Source organism: Actinoplanes sp. NBC_00393 (assembly GCF_036053395.1).
Taxonomy (GTDB): domain Bacteria; phylum Actinomycetota; class Actinomycetes; order Mycobacteriales; family Micromonosporaceae; genus Actinoplanes.
This window is the reverse complement of the sequence record NZ_CP107942.1, coordinates 6,827,735-6,850,717: the sequence shown is the minus strand read 5'-3', so window position 1 is coordinate 6,850,717 and position 22,983 is coordinate 6,827,735. Positions and strand designations below refer to the sequence as shown.

Below are 22,983 nucleotides of genomic sequence, written 5' to 3'. Positions count from 1 at the left end.
AGCTTCGCCGAGCCTGTCGGCGTCACCTGGGTTCCTGCTCGTCCGAGCTTCGCCGAACCCCTCGGTGCTGCCTGACGCTGCCCCGTTCCTGCCCGCGACTTTCCGTCGGCTTGTCAGGGGTCCCGCGGGGCCGTGACTTTCCGTCGGCTTGTCAGGAGTCTTGCGGGGCCGTCGGAGGCGCCGGCTACCGAAGGCGGTAGCCGGCGTTTCCGCTCTGCTCGATGCCGGCAGGTCAGGCGTTCGGGCCCTGCCTGCGTAGTTCGTCGACCCTGGTCATGGCACTGCGTAGCTCGCCGAGCCAGTCTTCGGTGTGCCGGCCTACCAGCTTCACGCACCAGGCCAGCGCTTCCGAGCGGGAACGGGCCACGCCGGAGTCGACCAGCGTGTCGAGGATCTGCCGTTCGGGCTGGCGCAGCCGGGTCATCACCGGCGCGGCGAGGTGGGTGAAGAGTTCGGAAGCGTCTCCGCAGCGGATGCCCCAGGCGACCTTGCGCTGGTAGCGGTGTTCGACCTGGCGGGCGACCCGGATCCGGGCGTCGCGGGTGTCCTCCCGGAACTGGGCGATCCGCCCGGCCTGACCAGCGGCCTGATCCGCATCGGTCGCATCGGCAGCCAGTTCGGGCCGTGGCAGCCGGCCCCAAATGATGATCTCGTCGCGATCCACGACGACTTCCGGCGGCTCGGTGAACCATCCGTCCGGAACCGCACCGGTCACCCAGGCGGCCGCGTCGTCAGCGTTGGGTGGCTCGGACCGCCCACCGGGCGGTGCAACTCGAAGGCGCATTCCAACCTCCCATAACCCTTGAATTACTTGATTACATGCTTACACCCTTGCAGCAGCTGATCGACAGTGCTGTTCGCAGTGGGCGAACCCAGGCGCCGTGGGTGGCCCCTTGCGGCCGTTCGCCGGGGTGGCGCGACTCGTGGTTCGGGCGACGGCCTTCAGCGTGGCGGTGCTGGCGCAGCACGAATCTCCGAGCCCTTCGCGGTCAAGCCAGGTCGGCACCGCACCCAGTACCTAGGCGTTGACCTCTTCCAAGGAGACCGCGCGTTCCAAGGAGACCGCGCGTTCCAAGGAGACCGCGCGTTCCAAGGAGACGCGCGCCGCCAGATGGCCACTGCCCTGCCGGGCTGGATTTCGACAGATAACGGGGACTGGACGCTGTCCGAGCGTGCCCGGAGCCGGATCTCCGCAGACAGTGGAGCCGAAGTGCTGTTATCCGGCGCGCCTGGAGTGGAACCTGGGCAGATAGCGCGCCGAGAGGCGAACCTGGGCAGATAGCGGGACTGGAGTCGAACCTGGGCGCATAGCGGGAGCAGTGCAGCCGTCCGGGCGTCCCGGCGATACGCCGCTGCGATTGCGCTTGGCCCCTGCCGTCTGATGCTGGCCGCTCACTGACTCCGCTCCCCGTCGGCCCGTGCCTCGACTGCTTGCGATTGCGAGGCAAGGCTGTGCGAACGGAGATCAGCCGGAACAGGCCGAGCCGAACTGACTGTCAGTAGCAACGCGAACCCTGCCTGGCAGCGCCGGCCGGCGTACAGGTGAAGGGGGCGCGCATTCACGGTGCTGAAAACGAGTTCGGGGATCAGTCACCCCCAGCAATTGCGACATGCCAGAACGCACAATTTGCATTGGATACCGCGAACGCGCCAGAATGAATGTGACGACGACCATTCGCGGCTGAGAACTCCGCGCGGGCGCAACTGTCACCCGAATGACATCGCTGTAGGAGCGACACACACATGGCCAAGCAGATAATTACCCTTCTCACCGACGACCTCGACGGAGGCGAAGCCGACCGCACCGTTGAATTTGGGCTCGACGGCGTGAACTACACGATCGACCTGTCCGAGAAGAACGCCGGCAAGCTGCGTAAGGCCCTGGAACCGTTCCTCTCCGCTGCGACCCGGCTGGGCCGCAACGGTGGTGCTCCGGCCGCCGCCCGGCGGGCCGCTCCGGCTGCGACGAGCCGGTCCAGCCGCGACCAGAACCAGGCCATCCGCGAGTGGGCCAACAAGAACGGGCACAACGTGTCCGAGCGTGGCCGGATCCCGAGTCACGTCGTCGAGGCCTACCACAGCAAGCGATAACGCATCACCGCAGCAAGCGATGGGTGCGACGCTGCATCGAAGTCGCAGGCGCAACGCCGCAGCCCGCAACGGATCTGAGGCAGCGCCGAGCGCAACGCAACAAGCAAATGAAGATGCGACGCCGGACGGCGCCGCCGGGACGGATCCGGCGGCGCCGTCCGGCGTGTTGCGGAACCGGGCAGGCCGGGGCCGGGCTGACGTGGAAACGCCGGCGGCGCACGAAACCAGCAGCGACCTGGATCGATAGCGAAGGACGCCGGATAGCGAAATCCAGCCGGCAGCCGAAAACATCAGACCGACGCGCCGCGGTCGGCGGCGAACTCCGCGAACGCATGCCCGGCCCGAACCGCGGAAACCCGAACCCGACCGGCCGGGGCCGAAACAAGAAGAAGGAAGGCCGCGCAGCCGAGGCAAAAACGCCGGATCGCGAACCCTTGAGGCGGCGCCGCCCGTCGATAACCCCGGACCACAGAAATGTGTAGCCGCTTGGTAACGCCAGGTCGCAGAAGGTGGGTGGGCGCGAAGCGGTCACCCCGGGCCGCGGGGCTGGGTCGGGAGGGCCGCCCTGGCAATACCGGCACGCGGACCACGGGGCCGACGCCGTCCCAGCGCGAGGACGCAGAACGTGGGATCGACGCCGCACGCCGAAAAGGCATCCGAACCCGGCGACCTGCAACGCGCACACCAAGGCCAGAATGCCGACCGCGGTTCAAGCCCACCCTGCTGGGTACGCGAAACCCCATGCGTGTAGTGATCGTGGGAGCCAGCGGCAACGCCGGTACAGCCCTGTTGCGCCGCCTCCGCGCCACCGAACCCGACGTCGAACCCGTCGGTGTGTCCCGCCGCGCACCGGACAATCCCGGCATCCCCTGGCACACCGTCGATGTAGGCGCCGACGACGCCACCGACCGCCTCGCCGAGATCTTCGCCGGCGCGGACGCCGTGGTGAACCTGGCCTGGCAGATTCAGCCGAGTCACGACCAGCAGCGGCTGTACCGGACGAACGTGCTGGGCAGCCGCTCCGTCTTCCGGGCTGTCGTGCGGGCCGGCGTGCCGGCGATCATGCACGCCTCGTCGGTCGGTGTCTACGCGCCCGGGCCGAAGTGGGCGTTCGTCAAGGAGACCTGGTTGCGCACGGGCGTGCCGGAATCGTCCTACAGCCGCCACAAGTCACTCGTGGAACGGATGCTCGACGAGATCGAGAGCGACCACCCGACGCTGCGGGTGGTCCGGCTGCGGCCCGGCCTGATCTTCCAGCGGGACGCCGGCACCGAGATCGGCCGCTACTTCGCCGGACCGCTGCTGCCCGCCCGGTTGCTCAGCTTCGGCTGGATCCCGCTGCTGCCGCAACATCCGGGTCTGCGCATGCAGGCGGTGCACGCCGACGACGTCGCCGACGCCTATGTGCGGGCACTCCGGGCCGACGTGCGGGGCGCCTTCAACATCGCGGCCGGCCCGGTGCTCGATCCGCGGGTGGTCGGGGACGCTTTCCACGGCGTACCCCTGCCTGTTCCTGGTCTTCTGCTCGAGGGCGCCGCCGCGCTCAGCTGGTGGTTGCGGCTGCAGCCGGTGGATCGGGGTTGGGTCCGGCTGGCGCTGAAAGCGCCGCTGATGAGCTGCGACCGTGCGGCGGCCGAGCTGGGCTGGCGCCCGCAGACCGATGCGGTGGCCGCGCTGCGCGAGCTGGTCGCGGGCCTGGCCGGCCGCGCTCACACCGACAGCCCGCCGCTCCGCGCCGACCCCGACCTGCCCGGCCGCATGGGCGGTCTCCTGCGAGGCCGCCTGCCCGGCACCGGAAACCCCTACTGAATCCCACCATTTCCGGTACGCGCGACGCCGCCCCCAAACCCAGCTACACCTCCCTGCACTACGAAGCCACCACTCAGGTGGTCCAGGCCCCAGCGCCCCCGCCGGGAAACGGCACGTGGAGACCGGGCAAAGGCCCGCCGACAACGAAGCCGGGCGGCGAGGGCGCGCGGCGGCGGTCAGACGGCGAGGGGCTGGGGGCCGCGCATCCAGGCCAGGACCTCGGTGGGGCCCAGCGGGCTGGAGAAGAGGTAGCCCTGGCCCAGGGGGCAGCCCATCCGGACCAGCAGCTCGCGGTGGGTGGTGCTTTCGATGCCCTCGGCGACCACGGTCAGGCCGAGCGACTGGGCCAGGCTGACGATGCCGCTGACCAGCGCCAACGGCTGCTGGCTGGTGACCATGTCGTCGATGAACGTCTTGTCGATCTTCACGATGTCGATCGGGCGCTGGCGAAGGTAGGCGAGCGACGAGTACCCGGTGCCGAAGTCGTCGATGGCGATGCGGATGCCCATCTCGCGCAGCGTGGCGAGGTTGGTCCAGACCTGCTCGTCGTCCTTGACCAGCATCGTCTCGGTGATCTCCAGCATCAGGCCCTGCGGTGGCACCCCGGTGTGCTGCAGCGCGTTGCGCACCTGGTCGAGGAACCCGCTCTCCCGGAACTGCCGGACGGAGACGTTGACGCTCACGTACGGAGCTTGGCCCGGCGGCAGGATGCGCCGCCACTCGGCGACGGTGCGCAGCGCCTCCTCCAGCACCCAGCGGCCCATCGGCACGATCAGGCCGCTCTCCTCGGCCACCTCGATGAACTGGTCCGGCGTGATCACGCCGTGCTTCGGGTGGTGCCAGCGGACCAGCGCCTCGAAGCCGGCCGCCATCCCGGACGCCAGGTCGACGATCGGCTGGTAGTGCAGCAGGAAATGGCCCTCGTTCACCGCGTGGTCGAGCGCCGAGCGCAGCTCCAGCCGTTCCACCATCTCGTTGTGCAGGCGCGCCTGGTAGCGGCGCCACTGGTTCTTGCCGGCGCCCTTGGCCACGTACAGGGCCAGGTCGGCCTGCCGGAGCAGTTCGTCGGCGTCGTTCGCCTCGGGGGTGGTGGTGATGCCGATGCTGGCGACCGCGTGCAGCGGCTTGGCGTCGGTCATGATCGGCGGGGCCAGGGCGGCCAGGATCCGGTTGGCGGTCTCCTCGACCGCGCCCGGGTCGTTGACGTTCTCCACCAGGGCGGCGAACTCGTCACCGCCGAGCCGGGCCGCGGTGTCGTCGGCCCGCAGCGCGCCGGCGATCCGGTTGGCGACCTCGATCAGCAGTTGGTCGCCGACCGCGTGGCCCAGCGTGTCGTTGACGATCTTGAAGTCGTCCAGGTCGATGAAGAGGACACCTACCACTGAACCGTCCCGGGCGCCGCGGGCCAGGGCGTGCTTGAGGCGGTCGTTGAAGAGCACCCGGTTCGCCAGCCCGGTCATCGCGTCGTGGAACGCCTGGTGGATGAGTTCCTGCTCGAGCCGGCGCTGCTCGGTGACGTCCCGCATGGTGATGACCAGCCCGGCCACGGTCGGTTCGGCCCGCAGGTCCCGGCAGTGCAGTTCCAGGAGCACCTCGGTACGCCGGTTCCCGCGGGCCCGGAAGTCGAGCTGCTCCTGCGACTGGTCGCCGCTGCGGACCGCGGTCAGCACCTCGGCCAGCCGGTTGCGTTCGCCGGGGTGGATCACCTCGGGCAGTTCGGCGCCGGTCGGGTCGCCGCCGAACACGCCGACCGCGGACGGGCTCGCGTACCGGATCCGGTCCTGCTCGTCGACGATCAGGATGACATCCGCGGTGTTCTGGATCAGGGTGCGGAAGTAGGTCTCGCTGTTGCGCCGGGCCACCTCGTGACCGAGCGCGATCCGTTCCAGCGCGAGGGCGACCTGGCCGGCCAGCACCTCCACCGACCGTTGCAGCTCGAGCAGTGCCCAGGTCGGGGCGCCGACGTGCAGGACACCGACGAGCGGGTCGCCGCCGGGACGGTCGATGAGCACCATCGGGCAGCGCAGCGTCTTGGTGAACTGGGTGAGGCGTACCGCGACGGCCCAGTCCACGTCGCGGGTGGTGACCAGCCGGGCGGCCGTACCGGTGGCCCGGTCCACGGCCGCCTGCGCGACGGCCTCCGGCGACTGCGGCTCGACCTGGGTGATCGCGATCGCGAGCACCACCCCGTGCGGCACGTCGCCGGGGAGAAGCTGGGCGACCGCCGTGCGTACCGCGAGTCCGACGGCCTCGGCGTCGACTGCCGAGACCAGCGCCGCGGACGCCCCGCGCAGGGCCCGTTCCCGGGCCATCGCCTGCCGGTGACTGGTCATGATGCCGGCCATCCGGGCCAGCACCAGCAACAGCATCAGCATGCTCAGCGCGGCCACCGTGGTCAGGCCGGCGACCTGCCCGTCCCGGAACATCTTGGCCACCAGCACGGTCGGCGCGACCAGCGCCGCCACGGCGAGCAGCGCGAGCCGGCTCCGGCTGGTCTCGGAAGGCGGGACCTCGGACGGGCGGGTCAGTTCGGCCATCGACGGGATCAGCGCGGCCAGCCCGGCGGCAGCGTAGAAGGCGAGGTGACCGAGCACCGGCTGGCGGGCCACGTCGGCGACCAGCATCGCGAACACGCCGGCGCCGAGCCAGTGCCCGGGCGCGACGAGCCGGCCGGGCATGGTGGCCAGCCGGATCAGCAGGCCGAGGCAGAGCAGGTCGGCCACCGGCATGGCCAGGCCGGTCCAGCCGTCGCCGACCGAGCCCTCCACCCGCGGCCCGATCACGAACGTCCAGATCAGCAGCGCCACCCCGGAGGTGACGGTGAGAGCGTCCAGCAGGCCGGCGTGGTCCCGGGCGGAGTTGGTGCGGCGGCTGACGAAGCCGGCCAGGGCGACAGCCAGGATCACGTACGCGAGCAGCAGCAGAGCGGTGCCGGCCGGTTCCAGCCAGAGCAGCCAGTTCGTGATGAAGGACGGCGCCTCGGACGCGGCGCCACCGGCGGCGGAGAGGGCCACCGCGGCGGCGAGCAGCCACCATGGGCGTACGTCGTCGGGCCGGCTGCGGCGGATTCCGACGGCCATCACCGCGACCGTGGATCCCCCGGCGATCAGGCGCAGCGGAATCTCCAGGCCGGGCTGCAGGGCCACGACGAGGGCGAGCACCGCCATCCAGGCGCCGAAGAGGGCGGCGGGCCACCGTGTCGGCATCCTGCTCCCTCCCGAGCTACCCCGATATCGGCCTGATCGGCCCGGCAGCCAATGATCTGAGCGATAGCGGCACAATCGGGAGGTGCCTCTCGAGTTCGTGCGCGCCCACACCGTTCCGGCGCCGGTCCCGTTTGTCCCGGAGATCACTCTTCGCCAGGCCGAGGAGCCGATCGCGCTCTGGGAGGCCACCGAGGTGGGCGGTACGTCGCAGCCGCCCCCGTTCTGGGCATTCGCCTGGGCCGGCGGGCAGGCCCTGGCCCGGCACATCCTCGACGAGCCGGACCTGGTCGCCGGCCGCAGCGTCCTCGACCTGGCCACCGGATCCGGCCTGGTGGCGGTCGCGGCGGCCCGCGCCGGGGCCCGGCCGGTCACCGCGAATGACATCGACCCGTTCTCGCTGGCCGCGGCCCGAGCCAACGCCGAGGTCAACGGCGTGCAGGTGGAGACCGTGGAGGCCGACCTGCTGGACACCGACGACCGGTACGGGGTGGTGCTGGCCGGCGACGTCTTCTACAGCCGCGAGATGGCCGGCCGGGTCCTGCCCTTCCTGCGCCGCGCCGCCGGCCGCGGCTCCCTGGTCCTGGTCGGCGACCCCGGCCGCGCCTACCTGCCGACCGGCCTCATTCAGCGAGCTGTCTACGACGTCCCGGTCAACGAGGAGCTGGAGAGCGTCCCGGTCCGCCGGACCACGGTCTGGCAGGTGACGGCGGGTTCTTAGAGCAGACCGAGTAGAGCGTGGCCGTCCATGACGACGGCGTCCGGGGCCGGCCATGGCGATTCCGCGTCCGGGTCGTCGCGGCCGGACGGCATGAGGACGGCCTTGCCGATGTCGGCGCGGCGGGCGCAGAGGATGTCGCGGCGGCGGCTGTCACCGACGAACCAGCAGGCGGTGGGGGAGACGCCGAGGACGTCGGTGGCGTTCCAGATCATCTGCGGGTTGGGTTTGCGGACGCCGGCCTCGTCGCTGTAGATCTGCGTCGTGAAGAGGCGGCCGACGCCGGCCTTGGTCAGGTAGTCGCGGTGCGCGGCCCCGCACAGGGTGTTGCTGACCACCGCCAACCGGATGCCGGCCTCGGCGAAGCCGGTCAGCGCCTCGGCGATGCCGGGCCGCAGGGTCCAGCTGTCGCGCCAGGCCCAGTCGTAACTGAGACGGGGTACGGCGCCGCGCACCCGGATCTGCGCCAGCCGAGGCCAGTCGGCGATCACGAAACGCTCCCAGACCTCGGCCTGTGGCAGCTCGTCGGGCCAGTCCTCGTCGCGCCAGCGGGCATAGGCGGCCGCGCCGTCGATGAGCGAACGCTGGATCTGGCCGGGTGTCAGCGCGCCCTGGATCAGGTTGTACAGCCGCAGGACCAGCTCGGGCGGGTCGGCCCGGAACGGGGCGTCAGCCAGGACGCCGCCGAAATCGAGCAGAACGGCGTCCGGCCTCATCGCACCTGACCGAGGGTCCAGGCGCGGACGCCGCCGACGATGCCCGCGGTGTTCGGCACCACGACGACATCATCGCCCATCCGGGCCAGCTGCGCCGGCGTGATCAGCCGGGAGTTGCCGCCGCCCAGATAGACCCGGTCCCAGAGGAAGACCGGCCGCAGGCCCTCGACCACGTTGCGGACCCGGCGGGACCAGAGCGCGTCGCCCAGGCGGCGGCGTTCGTGCTCACCGATGTACGTGTCGTAGGACATCCCCCAGCGCACCGGGGCCTGGGACATCTCCAGGTGCGGGGCGAGCTCGCCACCGTCGAAGAGCGCGCAGCCCAGCCCGGTGCCGAGCGTTAGAACCAGCTCGCAGCCGGTGCCCGCGACCACGCCGGCGCCGTGCACCTCGGCGTCGTTGAGCACCAGCGTCGGCAGGCCGAAAGCATCAGCCAGCGCGGTACGCGCGTCGAAGCCCCGCCAGGCCTCGACCAACTCCGGATCCACCTTGGTCCGCGGCCCGCTGCGGGTCACGTAGTGCGGGGTCGCCACCACCACCCCGTGCCGGATCATCCCGGGCATCCCGACCGTGACCCGATCCGCGTTCGGCAGCTGTTCACCGAGATTCACCAAGGTCTTGACGAAGAGGTCGGGCGGTAACGGATACGGTGTCGGCACTCGGATCGGGTGCGCCCGCATCGTGCCGGCCTCGTCCAGCACCGACCCTTTGATGCCGCCGCCGCCGCAATCGATCGTCAGGGTGAAAGCCACGCCGCCAGTCTGCATGTGGACCACCTCCCGGCACAGTAATTGTGCCGGGTGTTGCCCTAACCCGCCTCCTCCGCCCAGACGCGCCAATTGTCCAGAACCCCGTACAGCAGCGGGGTGAGCCAGCCCGGCGCGGACCGGCGGAACACACCCGGATCCATCGACCCGGCGCCCGCCGGCAGGGCGCCGACCAGGTGCGGGACCAGCTCGCTCAGGTTGGCCCAGTGCACCAGCTCGGGCTCGGCCGGCCAGGCGCCGAGGATCACCCGGGCCGGGACGCCGCGCCGGTTCAGCGCCTCCAGGGTGAGCGCGGTGTGGTTGAGCGTGCCGAGACCGGCACGGGCCACCACGATCATGTTGGCGCCGAGCGTGGTGGCCAGATCGGCGAAGGTCCAGGGTTCGCCGGAGGGGCGCAACCCCATCGGTACGAGCAGCCCGCCGGCACCCTCCACCAGCACCAGGTCGTGGTCCTCGGCCTCGGCCCGGATCGCGTCGACCACGTCGAACAGATCCAGCGCGGCGACCCCGGCCACCTTCGCGGCGGCAAGTGGGGCGAGCGGCTCCGGGTACTCCGCGAGAGTGCGCACGGTGGCCGGCCCGGCCAGCCGGGTGATCACCTCGGCGTCGGTGGGCGCGCCGGTGACGGTGCCGGTCTGCCCGGGTTTGATCACGGCGACGCGGAGGCCGGCGCTCTGTGCGGCGGCGGCCATGGCGGCGGTGGAGATGGTCTTGCCGACCTCGGTGTCGGTGCCGGTGACCAGGACGATGCCGTGCCATTCGTCGCGTTCGGGGCGGCTGGGGGCGGGCTGGGTGGCGGTGGTGGCGGCTTGGGCGGCCAGCTCGGTGTCGATCTCCTCGACCAGGGCTTCGCCGTCCACTTCGGCCTCGGCGATGGGCTCCGTGGTGGGCTCGGTGAAGGGCTCCGCGGTGGGCTCGGTGAAGGGCTCCGCGATGGGCTCGGTCGGATTGGCGAGCGGGGCGGGCTCGACAGGGAGCCCGGGCGGCGCCGGCTCGGCAGGCGGCGCCGACCCGGCGGGCGAATCGGCCCCGGCTGGCGAATCGGGCGAATCGGGCCGGGTCGGCTCGGTGCCCGAAGCAGGGAAATCGGTCCCGGCGGGCGACTCGGGGCCGGCGGGCAAAGCAGCCTCAACGGAGGAAGGCGCAACAGGCAAGGCCGGCTTCCCTCCACCATGCGCCAGCAACGGGTCCACCTCATCGGTCTCCCTGGCTGTGGGCGGCGGCCCCAACGGCAACCCGTGCCCACGGCTCTGGGCCGCCCGTGGCGGCGGCACCATCGAGATACCGGCGTAATAGGACATTTCCGGGGGGTCTGCGGTCATGGTGCGCACTCCACGATCACGTTCAGGGCTCTGGTGAAGTCCGTAGCGGGCACGCCCGCGTTCAAGGTCAGCCGCAGTCGCGAGCTGCCGTCCGGTGTCGAGGGTGGCCGGAAGCAGCCGACCGCGACCCCGCGGTCCCGGCAGTCACCGGCCCACGCCAGCGCCGCCTCCGGGCCGGGAGCGGGCACCGAGAGCACCCCGGCCGCCGGATCCCGCACCGCGAAGCCGGCCGCCCGCAGCCGCCCGGTGATCTCGGCGCCCCGGCCGGCCACCACCGCCCGCAGGTCGTCGGCGGCCCGGGTGACCTCGACCGCGGCGAGCACGCCGGCGATCACGGCCGGCGGCGGCGCGGTGTCGTAGATGAAGGTGCGGCCGGTGTCGACCAGATGCCGGACGAACGCCGCCGGCCCGGCCACCACACCACCGGCCCCGCCCAGGGACTTGGACAGCGTCGCGGTGACCAGCACGTCGGGCTGCCCGGCGAGGCCGGCCGCGGCCACCCCACCGGAACCCGACGGGCCGAGCAGACCGAGCGCATGCGCGTCGTCGACGATCAGCAGCGCGCCCCGCGACGACGTCACCGCGTGGAGCTCGGCGAGGGGAGCGAGGTCACCGTCGACGGAGAAGACCGACTCGGTCACCACGGCGGCGCGGCCGGGATGCGCGTCCAGGATGGCGGCGACGGCGGCCGGGTCGTTGTGCGGTGCGACCGTCACCGGCAGCCCGGAGATCCGGCAGCCGTCGATCAGCGAGGCATGGTTGTAGGCATCCGACACGACCAGGTCGCAGACCGCCCCGACACCGCGGATGACAGCGAGGTTGGCGAGGTAGCCGGAGGAGAAGAGGAGCGCGCTCTCCGTACCGATCCAGGTGGTGAGGGTCTCCTCCAGCGCGGCGTGCGCCTCGGTCGAACCGCGGACCAGACGGGATCCGGTGGCACCCAACCCGTACGCCTCGATCGCCTGCCGTGCCGCGGCAACCACCCGGGGGTGACCGGAAAGGCCGAGGTAGTCGTTGCCCGCCAGATCGACGACGGCATCGCCGGCGGCCCGCGGCCGCAGCTGACGGGTGAGTCCCGCCTTGGCCCGCTCGCGGGCCAGGCGGTCGAGCGCCTCCAACCAGTCCGCCAAGACACCCCCAGAGATCACGAGAAGGGCAAACTACCACCCACCACCGACAGTCCTACCGGCCTGGGAACTCTGTAGGGTACGGGCATGCCAGAGATCCTCGACCGGGCCCGGACCCGGGTGCTCGATGCAGGTGCCGGACTCGACGAGGCGGACATTCTGGAAATCCTGCGTCTGCCCGACGAGGATCTGCCGGCCCTGCTGCAGCTGGCGCACGACGTCCGGATGAAGTGGTGCGGTCCCGAGGTCGAGGTCGAGGGCATCGTCTCGCTGAAGACCGGCGGCTGCCCGGAGGACTGCCACTTCTGCTCCCAGTCCGGTCTGTTCGCCTCCCCGGTGCGCGCCGTCTGGCTGGACATTCCCTCCCTGGTGGAGGCGGCGAAGCAGACCGCGGCGACCGGTGCGACCGAGTTCTGCATCGTGGCCGCGGTGCGCGGGCCGGACAAGCGGCTGATGGACCAGATGCGCGCGGGCGTCAAGGCGATCAAGGAAGCGGTCGACATCCAGGTCGCCGCGAGCCTCGGCATGCTCACCAAGGAGCAGGTCGACGAGCTGGTCGAGATGGGCGTGCACCGCTACAACCACAACCTCGAGACCTGCCGCTCCTACTTTCCGAACGTGGTGACCACGCACTCCTTCGAGGAGCGCTGGGAGACGCTGAAGATGGTCCGCGACTCCGGCATGGAGGTCTGCTGCGGCGGCATCCTCGGCCTGGGCGAGACGATCGAGCAGCGCGCCGAGTTCGCCGCGCAGCTGGCCGAGCTGGATCCGCACGAGGTGCCGCTCAACTTCCTCAACCCGCGCCCGGGCACGCCGCTCGGTGACCGCCCGGTGGTCGAGGGCAAGGACGCGCTTCGCGCGATTGCAGCCTTCCGGCTGGCGATGCCCAGAACCATTCTTCGGTACGCCGGAGGCCGCGAAATCACCCTCGGCGATCTCGGTACGCGTGACGGCCTGCTCGGCGGCATCAACGCGGTGATCGTCGGCAACTACCTGACCACGCTGGGCCGCCCGGCCACCGCCGACCTGGAGCTGCTCCAGGACCTGAAGATGCCGGTCAAGTCGCTGTCGGCCACGTTCTGATGTTCTGTGACCGGTGCGGTTCGCCGGCCGCAGAGGGTGACCACGCGGCGTGCGCCGCGGCGCGGGAGCTGGAACCGCCACGCTTCTGCCCGCACTGCCGCCGCCGGATGAAGGTGCAGGTCGTCCCGACGGGCTGGCGCTCGACCTGCGTGGAGCACGGCGAGACCCTGGGCTGAGCTCAGCCCAGGGCTCTTCCGAATCTGCGCGCCCGCGCCTGCTTGCCCGCGCTCGCTTGCCCGCGCTCGCTTGTTCGGGTCGCTTGCCCGCGCTCGCTTGCTCGGGCTCGCGCTCGCTTGCTCGGGCTCGCGCCCGGGTCCGCTCTCTAAGCCGAAGCGGCCGGAGTCTCGTCGCCGACCGGCCGCCCGGCCGCCGGCATCGTCACGCTGACCACCGGACCGTCCTGCTCCACCCGGTCCGCCCCGAGGTGCTGCAACGCCCGAACCATGGCCGTGTTGTCCGCCCCGGTGTGCGCGACCAGCGCCGCCAGCCCGGTCCGCTCGGCGTGCGCGCGCAGCCGCCGCAGCAGGGCCGTGCCCAGCCCGCGCCGCTGCCACCCGTCCTCCACCAGGAGCCCGATCTCGCCGAGGTCGCCCTCGATCACCAGGCTGGCCATGGCCACCACCCGCCCGCCGGACGCGACCGCCAGCAGGGTGACCCCACCGGCCGGCTCCAGCAGGCGGCGCAGCCGTGACTCGTCGGGAACCGCGCCGCTCAGGTAGCGCTGACCCAGGGTCGCGGCCGAGCACTCCTCGTGCAGCTCCTGGACGGCGGCCAGGTCGTCTCGCCCGGCCGGCCGGAGCACCAACTCAGTGCCGTCCGGCAGGAGCATGGTCACCTGCTCGTGCTGCTGCCGCTGGACCGCGCCGGCGACCTCGACCAGGGCCTGGGCCCGCGCATACTCCGCCGGGGTGAACGCGGGCAGGGCGCGAAGCACCTCGTAGGCCCCGCCGGCCGGGTCGGCCAGCGTCATCCGGCCGCCGTGGAAACCGGGCAGGTCGGCGGTGGCCGCCGGCCGCCAGCGCACCTCGGTCGCGTCGAGCAGGGCCGCCAGCGTGTCGCCGAGCGCATCCGGCTCGTGGAACAGGCGGCCGGCCAGCGCCAGCGCCCGGGTCGGCTGGTCGGCCAGGCCCTGCGGGTCGGCCCGGGTCACGAACGCGTCCCGCCCGCGGCCCTTGACGACGGCGGCCAGGATGTCCGACTCGGTCAGCATGTCCGGCGCGTCGACGAGGAAGTCGTCGACCGCGCCCTCCTCGGTGGTGTGCACCTGGACGGCGAGGATGTTGACCGACCGCAGAGCGAGGCTCGCGGTCAGCACGGAAAGATAGCCAGGACGGTCGTCAACCGTTGCCCGCACTCGCCACAACGCCATCGGGGCACTCCTTTCGACTCTGTTCCCGTCTTCCAGAGTGCCCCGTTCGTGTTAACCGGATATTGCCTGACCTGCGATTTGAGGGTTAGAACACAGGGTCGGCCGGGTCACACCGGATTGGCTGCGGCGGCCTGCCCGATCGGGTCCAGCCGGTCGCCGAGGATCGTGGCGGCAGCGCGGACGAGCTGCGCGACCCGGTCCACCTCGGTCACGTGGAACGCGGCGGCGGGCAGGTCGTCCTCGTCGGTACGCGCCACCAGCAGAACCAGCCCGCCACGACCGAACGGGGCGACCGCGTACCGCGCGCCACCGGGCTCGGTGAGCGGGCGGGCCCGCAGCGGGGTCACCTCGGGCAGGTGCAGCGGGGACGGGGCGCGCCAGCTCGCGTACACCACCCGGGGCTCGCCACCGACACTGCCGGAACCGTTGCGTGCGGCCCAGTCGGCCGGCACCACCGCGGCGGCCGCCCAGTCCGCGGCCAGCAGGCCGGGCACGGCGTCGACCAGGGTGGCCAGCCCGTCCACCGGGTTCGCCGCGACCTGGGCCAGCAGCTCCGCGTCGTGGCCGCCGTTGACCGGTGCGCCGATCGCCTTCCACACGCCGTCCACCTGGACGCCGGGGATCGCGGCGAGCCCGGCGAGGAGGCGTTCCACGCGGGACGCGCCCGGCCAGACGACGGTGAAGTCGTCGACGGCCCGGCCGCCGAGCCGCTCCAGCACCACGACCTGGACGATGTCGGCGCCGGCCACCCCGAGGGTGCGCGCGACCTGTCCGAGGGCGCCGGGACGGTCCGGCAGGGTGACTCGTACCCGCAGCAACATGAAACTCCTCCCGTCGCGGACCGCCGGAGACGGCCGTACCGGTACAGCCTGCCCAATTGCCGTTTCTGACTGGTTGCGCAGTCGTGTCCCGGTCGTCAAGCCGTCGCCGCTAGGGTCGGAAACATGATTTGCCAGGCGTGCCGGGAACGACGGCACGACGACTGCCGGGGCGGCTCGTGGTGCGACTGCCAGCATCGGCAGATCGAGCCGATTCCGCCGGTCACCGGTCCGGCCGGCCCGTGACCGCGCTGCACACCTGGCCGTCCGGCCCGGACGGCCTGCGCGAACTGTATCCGCGCGAGCCGCACCCGACGTTGCGGGTGAATTTCATCGCCAGCGCGGACGGCGCGGTCACCGTGGACGGCGTGTCGGCCGGCCTGCAGGGGCCGGGCGACAAGGAGATCTTCGACCTGTTGCGGGCCTCCTGCGACGCGCTGATCGTTGCGGCCGGCACGGTCCGGGCCGAGAAGTACGACGCCCTGCGCCCCGACCCGGCCTGGCGGCTGGCGCACGGGCTGCCCGAGTTCCCGCTCATGGTGATCATCTCCGGCTCGCTCGACCTCGACCCGGAGCAGCTGATCTTCGCCGACGCCCCGGTTCGCCCGATCGTGTTCACCCATCGCGGTGCTCCCGCCTCGCCGGTCCGCGAGGTCGCCGAGGTGATCGAGGTCGGCGACGACCGGGTCGATCTCGCCGCGGCGGTCCGGCACCTGCACGAGCGCGGCGCCACCCAGCTGCTCTGCGAGGGCGGCCCGGGCCTGCTGGGTTCGATGATCGCCGCCGACCTGGTGGACGAGTTGTGTCTCACAGTCGCTCCACTGCTGGTGGGCGGCTCGGCGGGCCGGATCGCCCAGGGTGTGCCGGCGCCGCCTCGCCCGATGACGCTCCGGCACGTGCTCACCCGCGACGACATGCTCTTCCTGAGGTATGCGCGCGCCTCCACAAGATGATCAATATCTTGTGCATAACTCTGTGGATGGACCCCAGAAGTTGTGGACAACCGATCCCGCGGGCATTTTGTCGTACGCCTGAGGCACGATGATCGGCGTGTCTGACGAAACTGTGCCTCTCCGCGGCGGAAAACTGAATGACAACCCGCAGGGGGACCCAGTCGGACGGGTGCTGGGTACAGCTGATGCCACCCCGTTGCAGTTCTGGACGGCCGTGACCCCCGGCAGCTACCTGCAACTCGACGACGTCGTGGTGACCAAGCGCGACCTGCCGGACCGCGAGCCGGTGACCATCGCCGGCGTGGTGACCCAGGTGCGGGCCCGGCACGAGGGCGCCCAGTTCGACTCGGACGTGTTCGCCATCGCCGACGGCACCCTGCCGGCGATGGTCCAGGAAGCGGCCGAGATCACCACCACCCGGGTCGACCCGGAGCTCTATGTCCCGCCCGCCCCCGGCGCGATCGTGCACCGGGCGTCCGGCGAGGCCCGCGACGCGGCGCTGCACTTCGACCGGATGGAGCGGCGGGTCCCGATGGGCACCGGCCGTGACGGGGTCCCGGTCTTCCTCAACGCCGACTTCCTCGACGGCACCCGCGGCGCCCACGTGTCGATCTCCGGCATCTCCGGCGTGGCCACCAAGACGAGTTTCGCCACGTTCCTGCTCTACTCGGTGTTCCGTTCCGGTCAGCTGGGGGCGGACGGGACGAATGCCCGGGCGCTGATCTTCAACGTGAAGGGCGAGGATCTGCTCTTCCTCGACCACCCGAACACGAAGCTCGACGAGAGCACGCGGGCGGCGTACAAATTGCTGGATCTTCCGGCCTCGCCCTTCGCCGACGTCCGGGTCTATGCGCCGCCGCGGGCCGGCGACTCCTCCGGCGCGCCGGATGTGAGCAGCCGCCTGACCGGGGTCGACTCGTTCTACTGGACGCTCGAGGAGTTCTGCTCCGCCAAGCTCCTGCCATACGTGTTCGCCGACGCCGACGACGAGCGCCAGCAGTACACGATGGTGGTCCACTCGGTCACCGCCCATCTGAACCGGTTCGCGGTGCCCGCCGAGGGCGGCATCAGCATCGACGGCCGCCGGATCGGCTCCTACGGCGATCTGGTCGATCACATCGTCGAGCAGCTCACCGACGACGAGACCCGGTCCACCTGGGCCGGCAGCGCGGTCAACATGGGGACGGTCAACGCGTTCGCGCGGCGGCTGATCGGCAGCAAGCGTGACCTGGCCCGGCTGATCCGTGGCGACCTGGCGTCGCGCCGCCCGCACCAGATCAAGACCGCCAACAGCGCCCAGGTCACCGTGGTCGACCTGCACAATCTGCCGGACCGGGCCCAGCGGTTCGTGGTCGGTGTGACGCTGAAGACCGAGTTCGAGGAGAAGGAGAAATCGGGCACCGGCCGCCCGCTGCTCTTCGTCGTCCTCGACGAGCTGAACAAGTACGCACCTCGGGAGGGCTCCTCGCCGATCAAGGAGGTGCTGCTCGACATCGCCGAGCGGGGCCGCTCGCTCGGCGTGATCCTGATCGGCGCGCAGCAGACCGCCAGCGAGGTCGAGCGCCGGATCGTCACCAACTCGGCGATCCGGGTGGTCGGCCGGCTGGACCCGGCCGAGGCCTCCCGCCCGGAGTACGGTTTCCTGCCCCCGGCCATGCGCCAGCGCGCCCTGCTGGCCCGACCAGGCACGATGTTCGTCAACCAGCCGGACATCCCGGTCCCGCTCTGTGTCGAGTTCCCGTTCCCGGCCTGGGCCACCCGCAAGTCGGAGTCCGGTCCGCCACCGGCCGAGACCATGCGTTCGATCGTGCAAGGGGCCGATCCGTTCGCCGTCGTGGGCAGTGGCGGTGGAGCTGCGGACGACGACATTCCCTTCTAGCTTGGGACTAAGGTTCTGCGATGCGCATCCTGCACACCTCCGACTGGCACGTCGGAAAGGTCCTCAAGGGCCGCAACCGGTTCGAGGAGCACACCAAGGTGCTCGCCCAGGTGATCGAGATCGCCCAGGCCGAGCGGCCCGACCTGGTGATCGTCGCCGGCGACCTGTACGACACAGCCGCGCCGACCGCGGACGCGACGAGGCTGGTCACCCGGGCGCTCTCGGCGTTGCGCAAGACCGGCGCGCGGGTGGTGGCGATCGGCGGCAACCACGACAACGGCGCGGCGCTGGACGCGCTGCGGCCGTGGGCCGACGCGGCCGGCATCGAGCTGCGCGGGTCGTACCCGAAGGGTGATCTGAAGGATCTGCTGATCGAGGGCACCACCGAGGGCGGCGAGCGCTGGCGGCTGGTCGCCCTGCCGTTCCTCTCCCAGCGCTACGCGATCCGCGCCGCCGAGATGTACGACTTGTCCGCCGCCGAGGCGAACCAGACGTATGCCGACCTGGTGGCCCGGCTGATCGCCAAACTCAGCGAGCCGTTCGCCGAGACCGGCGTGGTGAACCTGGTCACCGCCCACCTGACAATCGTCGGCGCGAGCACCGGCGGCGGCGAGCGGGAGGCGCACACCATCATGGGGTACGCGGTTCCCGCCACCGTCTTCCCGCAGAACGCGCACTACGTCGCCCTCGGCCACCTGCACCGCTCACAGCAGGTGATCTCCCCCTGCCCGACGCGGTACAGCGGAAGCCCTCTCGCCGTCGACTTCGGTGAGGAGGAGAACGTCAGCTCGGTCGCGATCGTGGACGTCGCTGCCGACCAGGCCGCCCGCGTCCGGGACGTGCCGGTGACCTCGGCGATCACCCTGCGGACCGTGCGCGGCACGCTCGACCAGCTGGCCAAGGTGAACCTTCCGGACGCCTGGCTGCGTGTCCTGGTCCGGGAGGCGCCGCGGCCGGGCCTCCGCGAGGACGTGCAGGACCTGCTGCCCAACGCGCTGGAGGTGCGCATCGACCCGGACATGCTGCCGGACCGGACGGGCGCGCGTTCGGCGGAGCGGGCCGGCCGTTCCCCCCGCGAACTCTTCGGTGACTACCTGGACAGCCGCGGCAACGCCGAGGAGGGCGTCCGCGAGCTCTTCGACGAGCTGTACGACGAGGTGAGCAGCAACCAATGAGGCCAATCCGGCTCGACCTGTCCGGGTTCACGGTGTTCCGCGAGCCGACCACCGTGGACTTCACCGACGCCGACTACTTCGCCCTGGTCGGCCCGACCGGCTCGGGCAAGTCGACGGTGCTGGACGCGATCTGTTTCGCCCTGTACGGCACGGTTCCCCGCTGGGGCGGCACCCGCGGGATCGGCAACGCGCTGGCCCCGTCGGCCGCCGAGGCGAAGGTGCGGCTCTGCTTCGAGTCGGCCGGCGACCGGTACATCGCGACCCGGGTGGTGCGCCGCGACGGCCGGGGCAACGTGAAGACCGCCGGGGCCGGTCTGCAGCTGATGCCGCCCGGCTTCGACGTGAGCAAGCTCGACACCGGCATGGACCTGGACGACCTGGGTGAGGCGCTGGCCGGCACCCCGGCCGAGATGGACCGGGCGGTGCTGGACGCGGTCGGCCTGCCCTACGAGCAGTTCACCAGCTGTGTGGTGCTGCCGCAGGGCCAGTTCGCCGACTTCCTGCACGCCAAACCGGCGGTCCGCCAGCAGATCCTGGTCAACCTGCTGGGCCTGCACGTCTACGAGGAGGTGCAGGTCCGGGCGGCCGAGCGGGGCAAGACGGCCGAGGTCAAGCTCGGCGTGATCGAGCAGCAGATGGGCGCGCTGGAGGACGCCACCGACGAGGCGGTCGAGGCGGCGGGGGCACAGCTGGAGCGGATGCGCGAGCTGACCCGGGCGGTCGAGGACGCGGTGCCGGGGTTGCGTACCGCCCGGGAGGCGGAGACTGCGGCGCTCGGCACCAGGGACACCGTCGATGCGGAGTTGGCTCTGCTGTCGTCCGTGCGTACCCCGACGGGGTTGGCCGAGGCGAACGGCGCGGTTGTCGCGGCTCGCGCCGCCGCCGAGGAGGCGGCGCGTGAGGTGCATGCCGCCGAGGAGGCCGAGGAGAAGGTACGCGGTGAGCTCGCCGCGGCCGGTGACGCGGGCTCGCTGCGGCTGATGCTGGACCGGCACACCGAGCTGGCCCGGCTGGTCGAGCAGGAGGAGTGGTTCGCCGGCAAGGTCTCGGTCGCCGAGGTGGAGTACCGGGACGCGCTCTCCGCCGCCGAGCTGGCCCAGAGCGAGCACACCGGCGCGCAGCAGCTGCTGGAGCAGGCCCGGCAGGACTACCGGGACGCCCAGCAGCGGGACCGGGCGACGGCGTTGCGCGGGCACCTGGTCGCCGGCCACGCCTGCCCGGTCTGTGAGCAGCCGGTCACGGTCGTTCCGGAGGTGCCCCGCGAGTCGGCGGTCCGGCTGGCCGAGGCGGCCGGCAACGCGGCGCGCGAGGCGGCCGAGCAGGCCACCGCCCGCTGGCAGCAGCGCGACGCGGTGGCCCGCAATCTGGAGAGCGACCTGGAGCGCAAGCGCGGGCAGTACGAGCATCATCTTTCCCGGCTGGCCGAGGTGCGCTCGGCCGTCTCCGGGCTGCCGCCGGTGGAGGCGGTGCAGGCGCGGCTGGCCGATCTCGGCGAGTTGCAGCGGCAGCTGGAGGCCGCGACCGCCGCGGTGCGTGCCGCCCGCGACGCGCATCGGCGTGCGCAGAACGCGGTCCGCTCCGCGGAGGATGAGCAGCGTACGGCGTGGCGCAAGTTCGACTCGGTGCGCGACGGGCTGGCCCGTTTCGTGCCGCCGCCGGCCGACCGGGACGACCTGGCCGGCGCCTGGCAGACCCTGGTCGAGTGGGCCCGGGAGGAGCACGCGACCCGGCTGACCGCGCGGGCCGAGGCGGAGATCGCGGTCACCGCGGCGCACGAGTCGACGGTCCGGGCCTACACCGGGATCGTCGCGCTCTTCACCGCGGCCGGAATCGACCCGCCGGGCGGCCCGGCGCCGGGCCTGTCCCGCCCGGGCGTCTCGGCGTCGCGGTCGGCGGAGCTGGGTGCTTCGGTGGCCGACGCCGAGGCCGGGCTGATCCGGGCGGCTGCCGTGGCTGCCGAGCGGGCCGAGGCGGCCTGGCAGCGCCTGGTCGAGCGGCGGCAGCAGGCCCGGGAGGCGGCCGAGCAGCGGGACGCGCTGCTGCGCGAGGGCCGGGTGGCCAAGTCGCTCGCCGGTCACCTGCGGGCCAACAACTTCGAGCGCTGGCTGCTCGAGGAGGCCCTGGACCTGCTGGTCGACGGCGCCTCGCGGATCCTGCGGGAGCTCACCAACGGGCAGTACGAGTTGATCCACACCAAGGGCGAGTTCTTCGTGGTCGACCACCACGACGCCGGCCTGCAGCGTGGCGTGCGGACGCTGTCCGGCGGGGAGACCTTCCAGGCCTCGCTCGCCCTGGCGCTGGCCCTGTCCGAGCAGCTGGCCGGGATGAGCACCACCGCGGCCAGCCTGGAGTCGATCGTCCTGGACGAGGGCTTCGGCACGCTCGACGCGGCCACGCTGGACGTGGTCGCCGCCACCCTGGAGAACCTGGCGGCCCGCGGCGACCGGATGGTCGGCCTGGTCACGCATGTGCAGGCGCTGGCCGAGCGGGTGCCGGTCCGGTTCGAGGTGCACAAGGACGCGCGGACGGCGTACGTCGAGAGGGTCGGCCTGTGACCAGGATGTATGTCGACGCCTGGGACCCGTCGTACGGCTCGTCGTTCGAGGGCGGTGAGGGCGACGGACCGGGGTCGTCCAGCAGCGCCCAGGTCGACCTCGACGTCGAGGTCCCGGCGGCGGAGTGGGCGCCGATCGACGCCTCCGCCACGGCCCGGGCGCCGGACGTGGTCTTCCTGGTCGACGGGGTGCGGCGCAACGATGCCGGGCTGTGGACGGCGGAGGACGACGGCACGTCCTACGCGGGGCTCGCCGCCTCGTACGCGGCCGGGGTGGTCCGCTGCGACCTGGCCAACGGCATCGCCGAGCTGGCCGGCGCCCGGGTGGCCCGTGGCCTGTTCACGGCGAGCCCGACGGCGACCGACGTGCAGGCCGGTTCGGTGCGCTACGAGGTGCACCGGATCAGCGGCACCGGTGAGGCCAGCAAGCTGCCGGCCGCGGTGCAGGGCCCGCTGACCGCCCTGGAGATCGAGATCTCGGCGGCGGCCCGGGACGGCGGCTCGGACGGCGCCGACCTGCTGATCGTGGACGGTCCGCTGCGGAACAGGCGACAGCTGCCGCGCACGATCGGGTATGTGAAGACCCAGCAGAAGCACTACCTGCCGGCCGCGCAGGAGGCGATCGTGCCCCGGCTGCGGCCCGGCCAGCGGACCCCGGTGTTCCACCTGGGCACGGTCTGGGGCGGCTGGTCCTGGTATCTGCGGTTGCCCGGTTCGTCCGGGGCGCCGTGGTCGGGGATCGTCCGGGTGGAGTGTTCGCCGGATCTGTCGCCGGATCAGGCGATCGAGCTGGCCGACGTGTCGGGGGTCACACTGCCGCGGTTCGCCTCTTCGGCCTACAAGGATCCCCGTGCGCCGCAGAATCTGGTGCCGATCGCCGGCCTGGAGCGGCGCCTGCGCGGGATGCTCGGCGATTCCCGCGTGCTGCACCGCGCGCTCGCTCTGGCGACGTCCCGCAGCCGGTGACCGGTTCATGGCCGTTGACCGGTTCGCGGTGTGTGCACGATCCCACAAGATGGCACAGGTCTCAAGAAATGATCAGCGCTCCCGGGACTTGGGACACGGTTTCGGTGAGCGCGGAAACGCCCAGCGGATCGGCACAGAAAGTGACGACCGAGCCCGCCAGCAGGGAGATCAGAATTGGGAGCGCTCCCGGACGGGTGACGCCCGAAAGAGTCCGACTGGCATAAAGGCATCCCCCGAACGGTTCTCCCACCCCACCATTCACCACACAATACTCAGCTCTCGCGACGCTGAGGAATCGTCCGTTCACGCTCTGAGATCGCGCTCTCCCGCCTCCGGGAGAATTATTCTCAGGGACATGTCTGTGGTCCCTTGTCACTGAGTATTATTCCGCCTTACCTGGCGTCCGAATCGGCGTAGATCAATACGGAGGGTG

Annotated in this window: 18 protein-coding genes; 10 read left to right on the top strand and 8 right to left on the bottom strand. The window is 71.6% G+C overall.

Annotation, left to right across the window (positions count from 1 at the left end):
• Window positions 1-232: 232 nt before the first annotated feature.
• A complete protein-coding gene (locus tag OHA21_RS31655; RefSeq protein WP_328461113.1) occupies window positions 233-784 on the bottom strand; it encodes a hypothetical protein in 552 nt (183 codons plus the stop codon).
• 959 nt (window positions 785-1,743) lie between these two features.
• Here OHA21_RS31655 and OHA21_RS31650 point away from each other — a divergent pair.
• The gene (locus OHA21_RS31650; protein WP_328461111.1) at window positions 1,744-2,091 is read left to right on the top strand and encodes a histone-like nucleoid-structuring protein Lsr2; all 348 of its coding nucleotides are present in this window, start codon (window positions 1,744-1,746) and stop codon (window positions 2,089-2,091) included.
• A gap of 741 nt (window positions 2,092-2,832) precedes the next feature.
• The gene (locus OHA21_RS31645) at window positions 2,833-3,900 is read left to right on the top strand and encodes an NAD-dependent epimerase/dehydratase family protein (protein WP_328461109.1); all 1,068 of its coding nucleotides are present in this window, start codon (window positions 2,833-2,835) and stop codon (window positions 3,898-3,900) included.
• Between the two features lie 176 nt (window positions 3,901-4,076).
• Here the strand turns inward: OHA21_RS31645 and OHA21_RS31640 are convergent, their stop codons facing one another.
• A complete protein-coding gene (locus OHA21_RS31640; protein WP_328461107.1) occupies window positions 4,077-7,106 on the bottom strand; it encodes a putative bifunctional diguanylate cyclase/phosphodiesterase in 3,030 nt (1,009 codons plus the stop codon).
• A gap of 82 nt (window positions 7,107-7,188) precedes the next feature.
• On the opposite strand from OHA21_RS31640, the gene OHA21_RS31635 reads away from it, so the two are divergent.
• Window positions 7,189-7,824 (top strand): class I SAM-dependent methyltransferase, encoded by a 636-nt coding sequence (locus OHA21_RS31635; protein WP_328461105.1) that lies wholly within the window; start codon window positions 7,189-7,191, stop codon window positions 7,822-7,824.
• Here OHA21_RS31635 and OHA21_RS31630 read toward each other — a convergent pair.
• The 4 genes from OHA21_RS31630 to OHA21_RS31615 all read right to left on the bottom strand — a co-directional run bounded on the left by OHA21_RS31630 (window position 7,821) and on the right by OHA21_RS31615 (window position 11,756).
• The gene (locus tag OHA21_RS31630) at window positions 7,821-8,537 is read right to left on the bottom strand and encodes an HAD family hydrolase (protein WP_328461103.1); all 717 of its coding nucleotides are present in this window, start codon (window positions 8,535-8,537) and stop codon (window positions 7,821-7,823) included. The two genes, OHA21_RS31635 and OHA21_RS31630, sit on opposite strands and share 4 nt — an antisense overlap.
• Window positions 8,534-9,289, bottom strand: coding sequence for an ROK family protein (locus tag OHA21_RS31625; protein WP_328461101.1), 756 nt, complete (start codon window positions 9,287-9,289; stop codon window positions 8,534-8,536). Before OHA21_RS31625 ends, OHA21_RS31630 begins: the two co-directional genes overlap by 4 nt.
• Before the next feature lie 56 nt (window positions 9,290-9,345).
• Complete coding sequence (bioD, locus tag OHA21_RS31620; RefSeq protein WP_328478643.1) at window positions 9,346-10,053, bottom strand: dethiobiotin synthase; 708 nt, start codon at window positions 10,051-10,053, stop codon at window positions 9,346-9,348.
• A gap of 569 nt (window positions 10,054-10,622) precedes the next feature.
• The gene (locus tag OHA21_RS31615; protein WP_328461099.1) at window positions 10,623-11,756 is read right to left on the bottom strand and encodes an 8-amino-7-oxononanoate synthase; all 1,134 of its coding nucleotides are present in this window, start codon (window positions 11,754-11,756) and stop codon (window positions 10,623-10,625) included.
• An 84-nt stretch (window positions 11,757-11,840) separates the two neighbouring features.
• Here OHA21_RS31615 and bioB point away from each other — a divergent pair, with 84 nt between their 5' ends.
• Both bioB and bsaP read left to right on the top strand, forming a co-directional pair.
• On the top strand, window positions 11,841-12,836 hold the full coding sequence (bioB, locus tag OHA21_RS31610) for a biotin synthase BioB (protein WP_328461097.1): 996 nt from the start codon (window positions 11,841-11,843) through the stop codon (window positions 12,834-12,836).
• Entirely contained in the window at window positions 12,833-13,012 is a 180-nt protein-coding gene (gene bsaP, locus OHA21_RS52835; protein ID WP_442875184.1) for a biotin synthase auxiliary protein BsaP, read from the top strand. Before bioB ends, bsaP begins: the two co-directional genes overlap by 4 nt.
• Before the next feature lie 146 nt (window positions 13,013-13,158).
• Here bsaP and OHA21_RS31605 read toward each other — a convergent pair whose 3' ends face one another.
• The gene (locus OHA21_RS31605; RefSeq protein ID WP_328461095.1) at window positions 13,159-14,205 is read right to left on the bottom strand and encodes a GNAT family N-acetyltransferase; all 1,047 of its coding nucleotides are present in this window, start codon (window positions 14,203-14,205) and stop codon (window positions 13,159-13,161) included.
• A gap of 107 nt (window positions 14,206-14,312) precedes the next feature.
• Complete coding sequence (locus OHA21_RS31600) at window positions 14,313-15,026, bottom strand: amino acid-binding protein (RefSeq protein ID WP_328461093.1); 714 nt, start codon at window positions 15,024-15,026, stop codon at window positions 14,313-14,315.
• Between the two features lie 239 nt (window positions 15,027-15,265).
• Here OHA21_RS31600 and OHA21_RS31595 point away from each other — a divergent pair, with 239 nt between their 5' ends.
• From OHA21_RS31595 to OHA21_RS31575, 5 genes are all read left to right on the top strand, one after another.
• Window positions 15,266-15,976, top strand: coding sequence for a pyrimidine reductase family protein (locus OHA21_RS31595; RefSeq protein WP_442874922.1), 711 nt, complete (start codon window positions 15,266-15,268; stop codon window positions 15,974-15,976).
• Window positions 15,977-16,064: 88 nt separating this feature from the next.
• A complete protein-coding gene (locus tag OHA21_RS31590) occupies window positions 16,065-17,855 on the top strand; it encodes an ATP-binding protein (protein WP_328461092.1) in 1,791 nt (596 codons plus the stop codon).
• Between the two features lie 20 nt (window positions 17,856-17,875).
• Entirely contained in the window at window positions 17,876-19,030 is a 1,155-nt protein-coding gene (locus OHA21_RS31585; RefSeq protein WP_328461090.1) for an exonuclease SbcCD subunit D, read from the top strand.
• A complete protein-coding gene (locus OHA21_RS31580) occupies window positions 19,027-21,585 on the top strand; it encodes an SMC family ATPase (protein ID WP_328461088.1) in 2,559 nt (852 codons plus the stop codon). The genes OHA21_RS31585 and OHA21_RS31580 overlap by 4 nt, the downstream gene beginning before the upstream one ends.
• Window positions 21,582-22,550 (top strand): hypothetical protein, encoded by a 969-nt coding sequence (locus OHA21_RS31575; protein WP_328461086.1) that lies wholly within the window; start codon window positions 21,582-21,584, stop codon window positions 22,548-22,550. The genes OHA21_RS31580 and OHA21_RS31575 overlap by 4 nt, the downstream gene beginning before the upstream one ends.
• Window positions 22,551-22,983 lie beyond the last annotated feature (433 nt).

What these genes read in the sequence shown, in the direction of transcription:
- OHA21_RS31655 (WP_328461113.1), bottom strand. Translation starts at nt 784, where the DNA reads ATGCGCCTTCGAGTTGCACCGCCCGGTGGGCGGTCCGAGCCACCCAAC.
- OHA21_RS31650 (WP_328461111.1), top strand. Translation starts at nt 1,744, where the DNA reads ATGGCCAAGCAGATAATTACCCTTCTCACCGACGACCTCGACGGAGGC.
- OHA21_RS31645 (WP_328461109.1), top strand. Translation starts at nt 2,833, where the DNA reads ATGCGTGTAGTGATCGTGGGAGCCAGCGGCAACGCCGGTACAGCCCTG.
- OHA21_RS31640 (WP_328461107.1), bottom strand. Translation starts at nt 7,106, where the DNA reads ATGCCGACACGGTGGCCCGCCGCCCTCTTCGGCGCCTGGATGGCGGTG.
- OHA21_RS31630 (WP_328461103.1), bottom strand. Translation starts at nt 8,537, where the DNA reads ATGAGGCCGGACGCCGTTCTGCTCGATTTCGGCGGCGTCCTGGCTGAC.
- bioB (WP_328461097.1), top strand. Translation starts at nt 11,841, where the DNA reads ATGCCAGAGATCCTCGACCGGGCCCGGACCCGGGTGCTCGATGCAGGT.
- OHA21_RS31605 (WP_328461095.1), bottom strand. Translation starts at nt 14,205, where the DNA reads ATGGCGTTGTGGCGAGTGCGGGCAACGGTTGACGACCGTCCTGGCTAT.
- OHA21_RS31600 (WP_328461093.1), bottom strand. Translation starts at nt 15,026, where the DNA reads ATGTTGCTGCGGGTACGAGTCACCCTGCCGGACCGTCCCGGCGCCCTC.
- OHA21_RS31590 (WP_328461092.1), top strand. Translation starts at nt 16,065, where the DNA reads ATGATCGGCGTGTCTGACGAAACTGTGCCTCTCCGCGGCGGAAAACTG.
- OHA21_RS31585 (WP_328461090.1), top strand. Translation starts at nt 17,876, where the DNA reads ATGCGCATCCTGCACACCTCCGACTGGCACGTCGGAAAGGTCCTCAAG.
- OHA21_RS31580 (WP_328461088.1), top strand. Translation starts at nt 19,027, where the DNA reads ATGAGGCCAATCCGGCTCGACCTGTCCGGGTTCACGGTGTTCCGCGAG.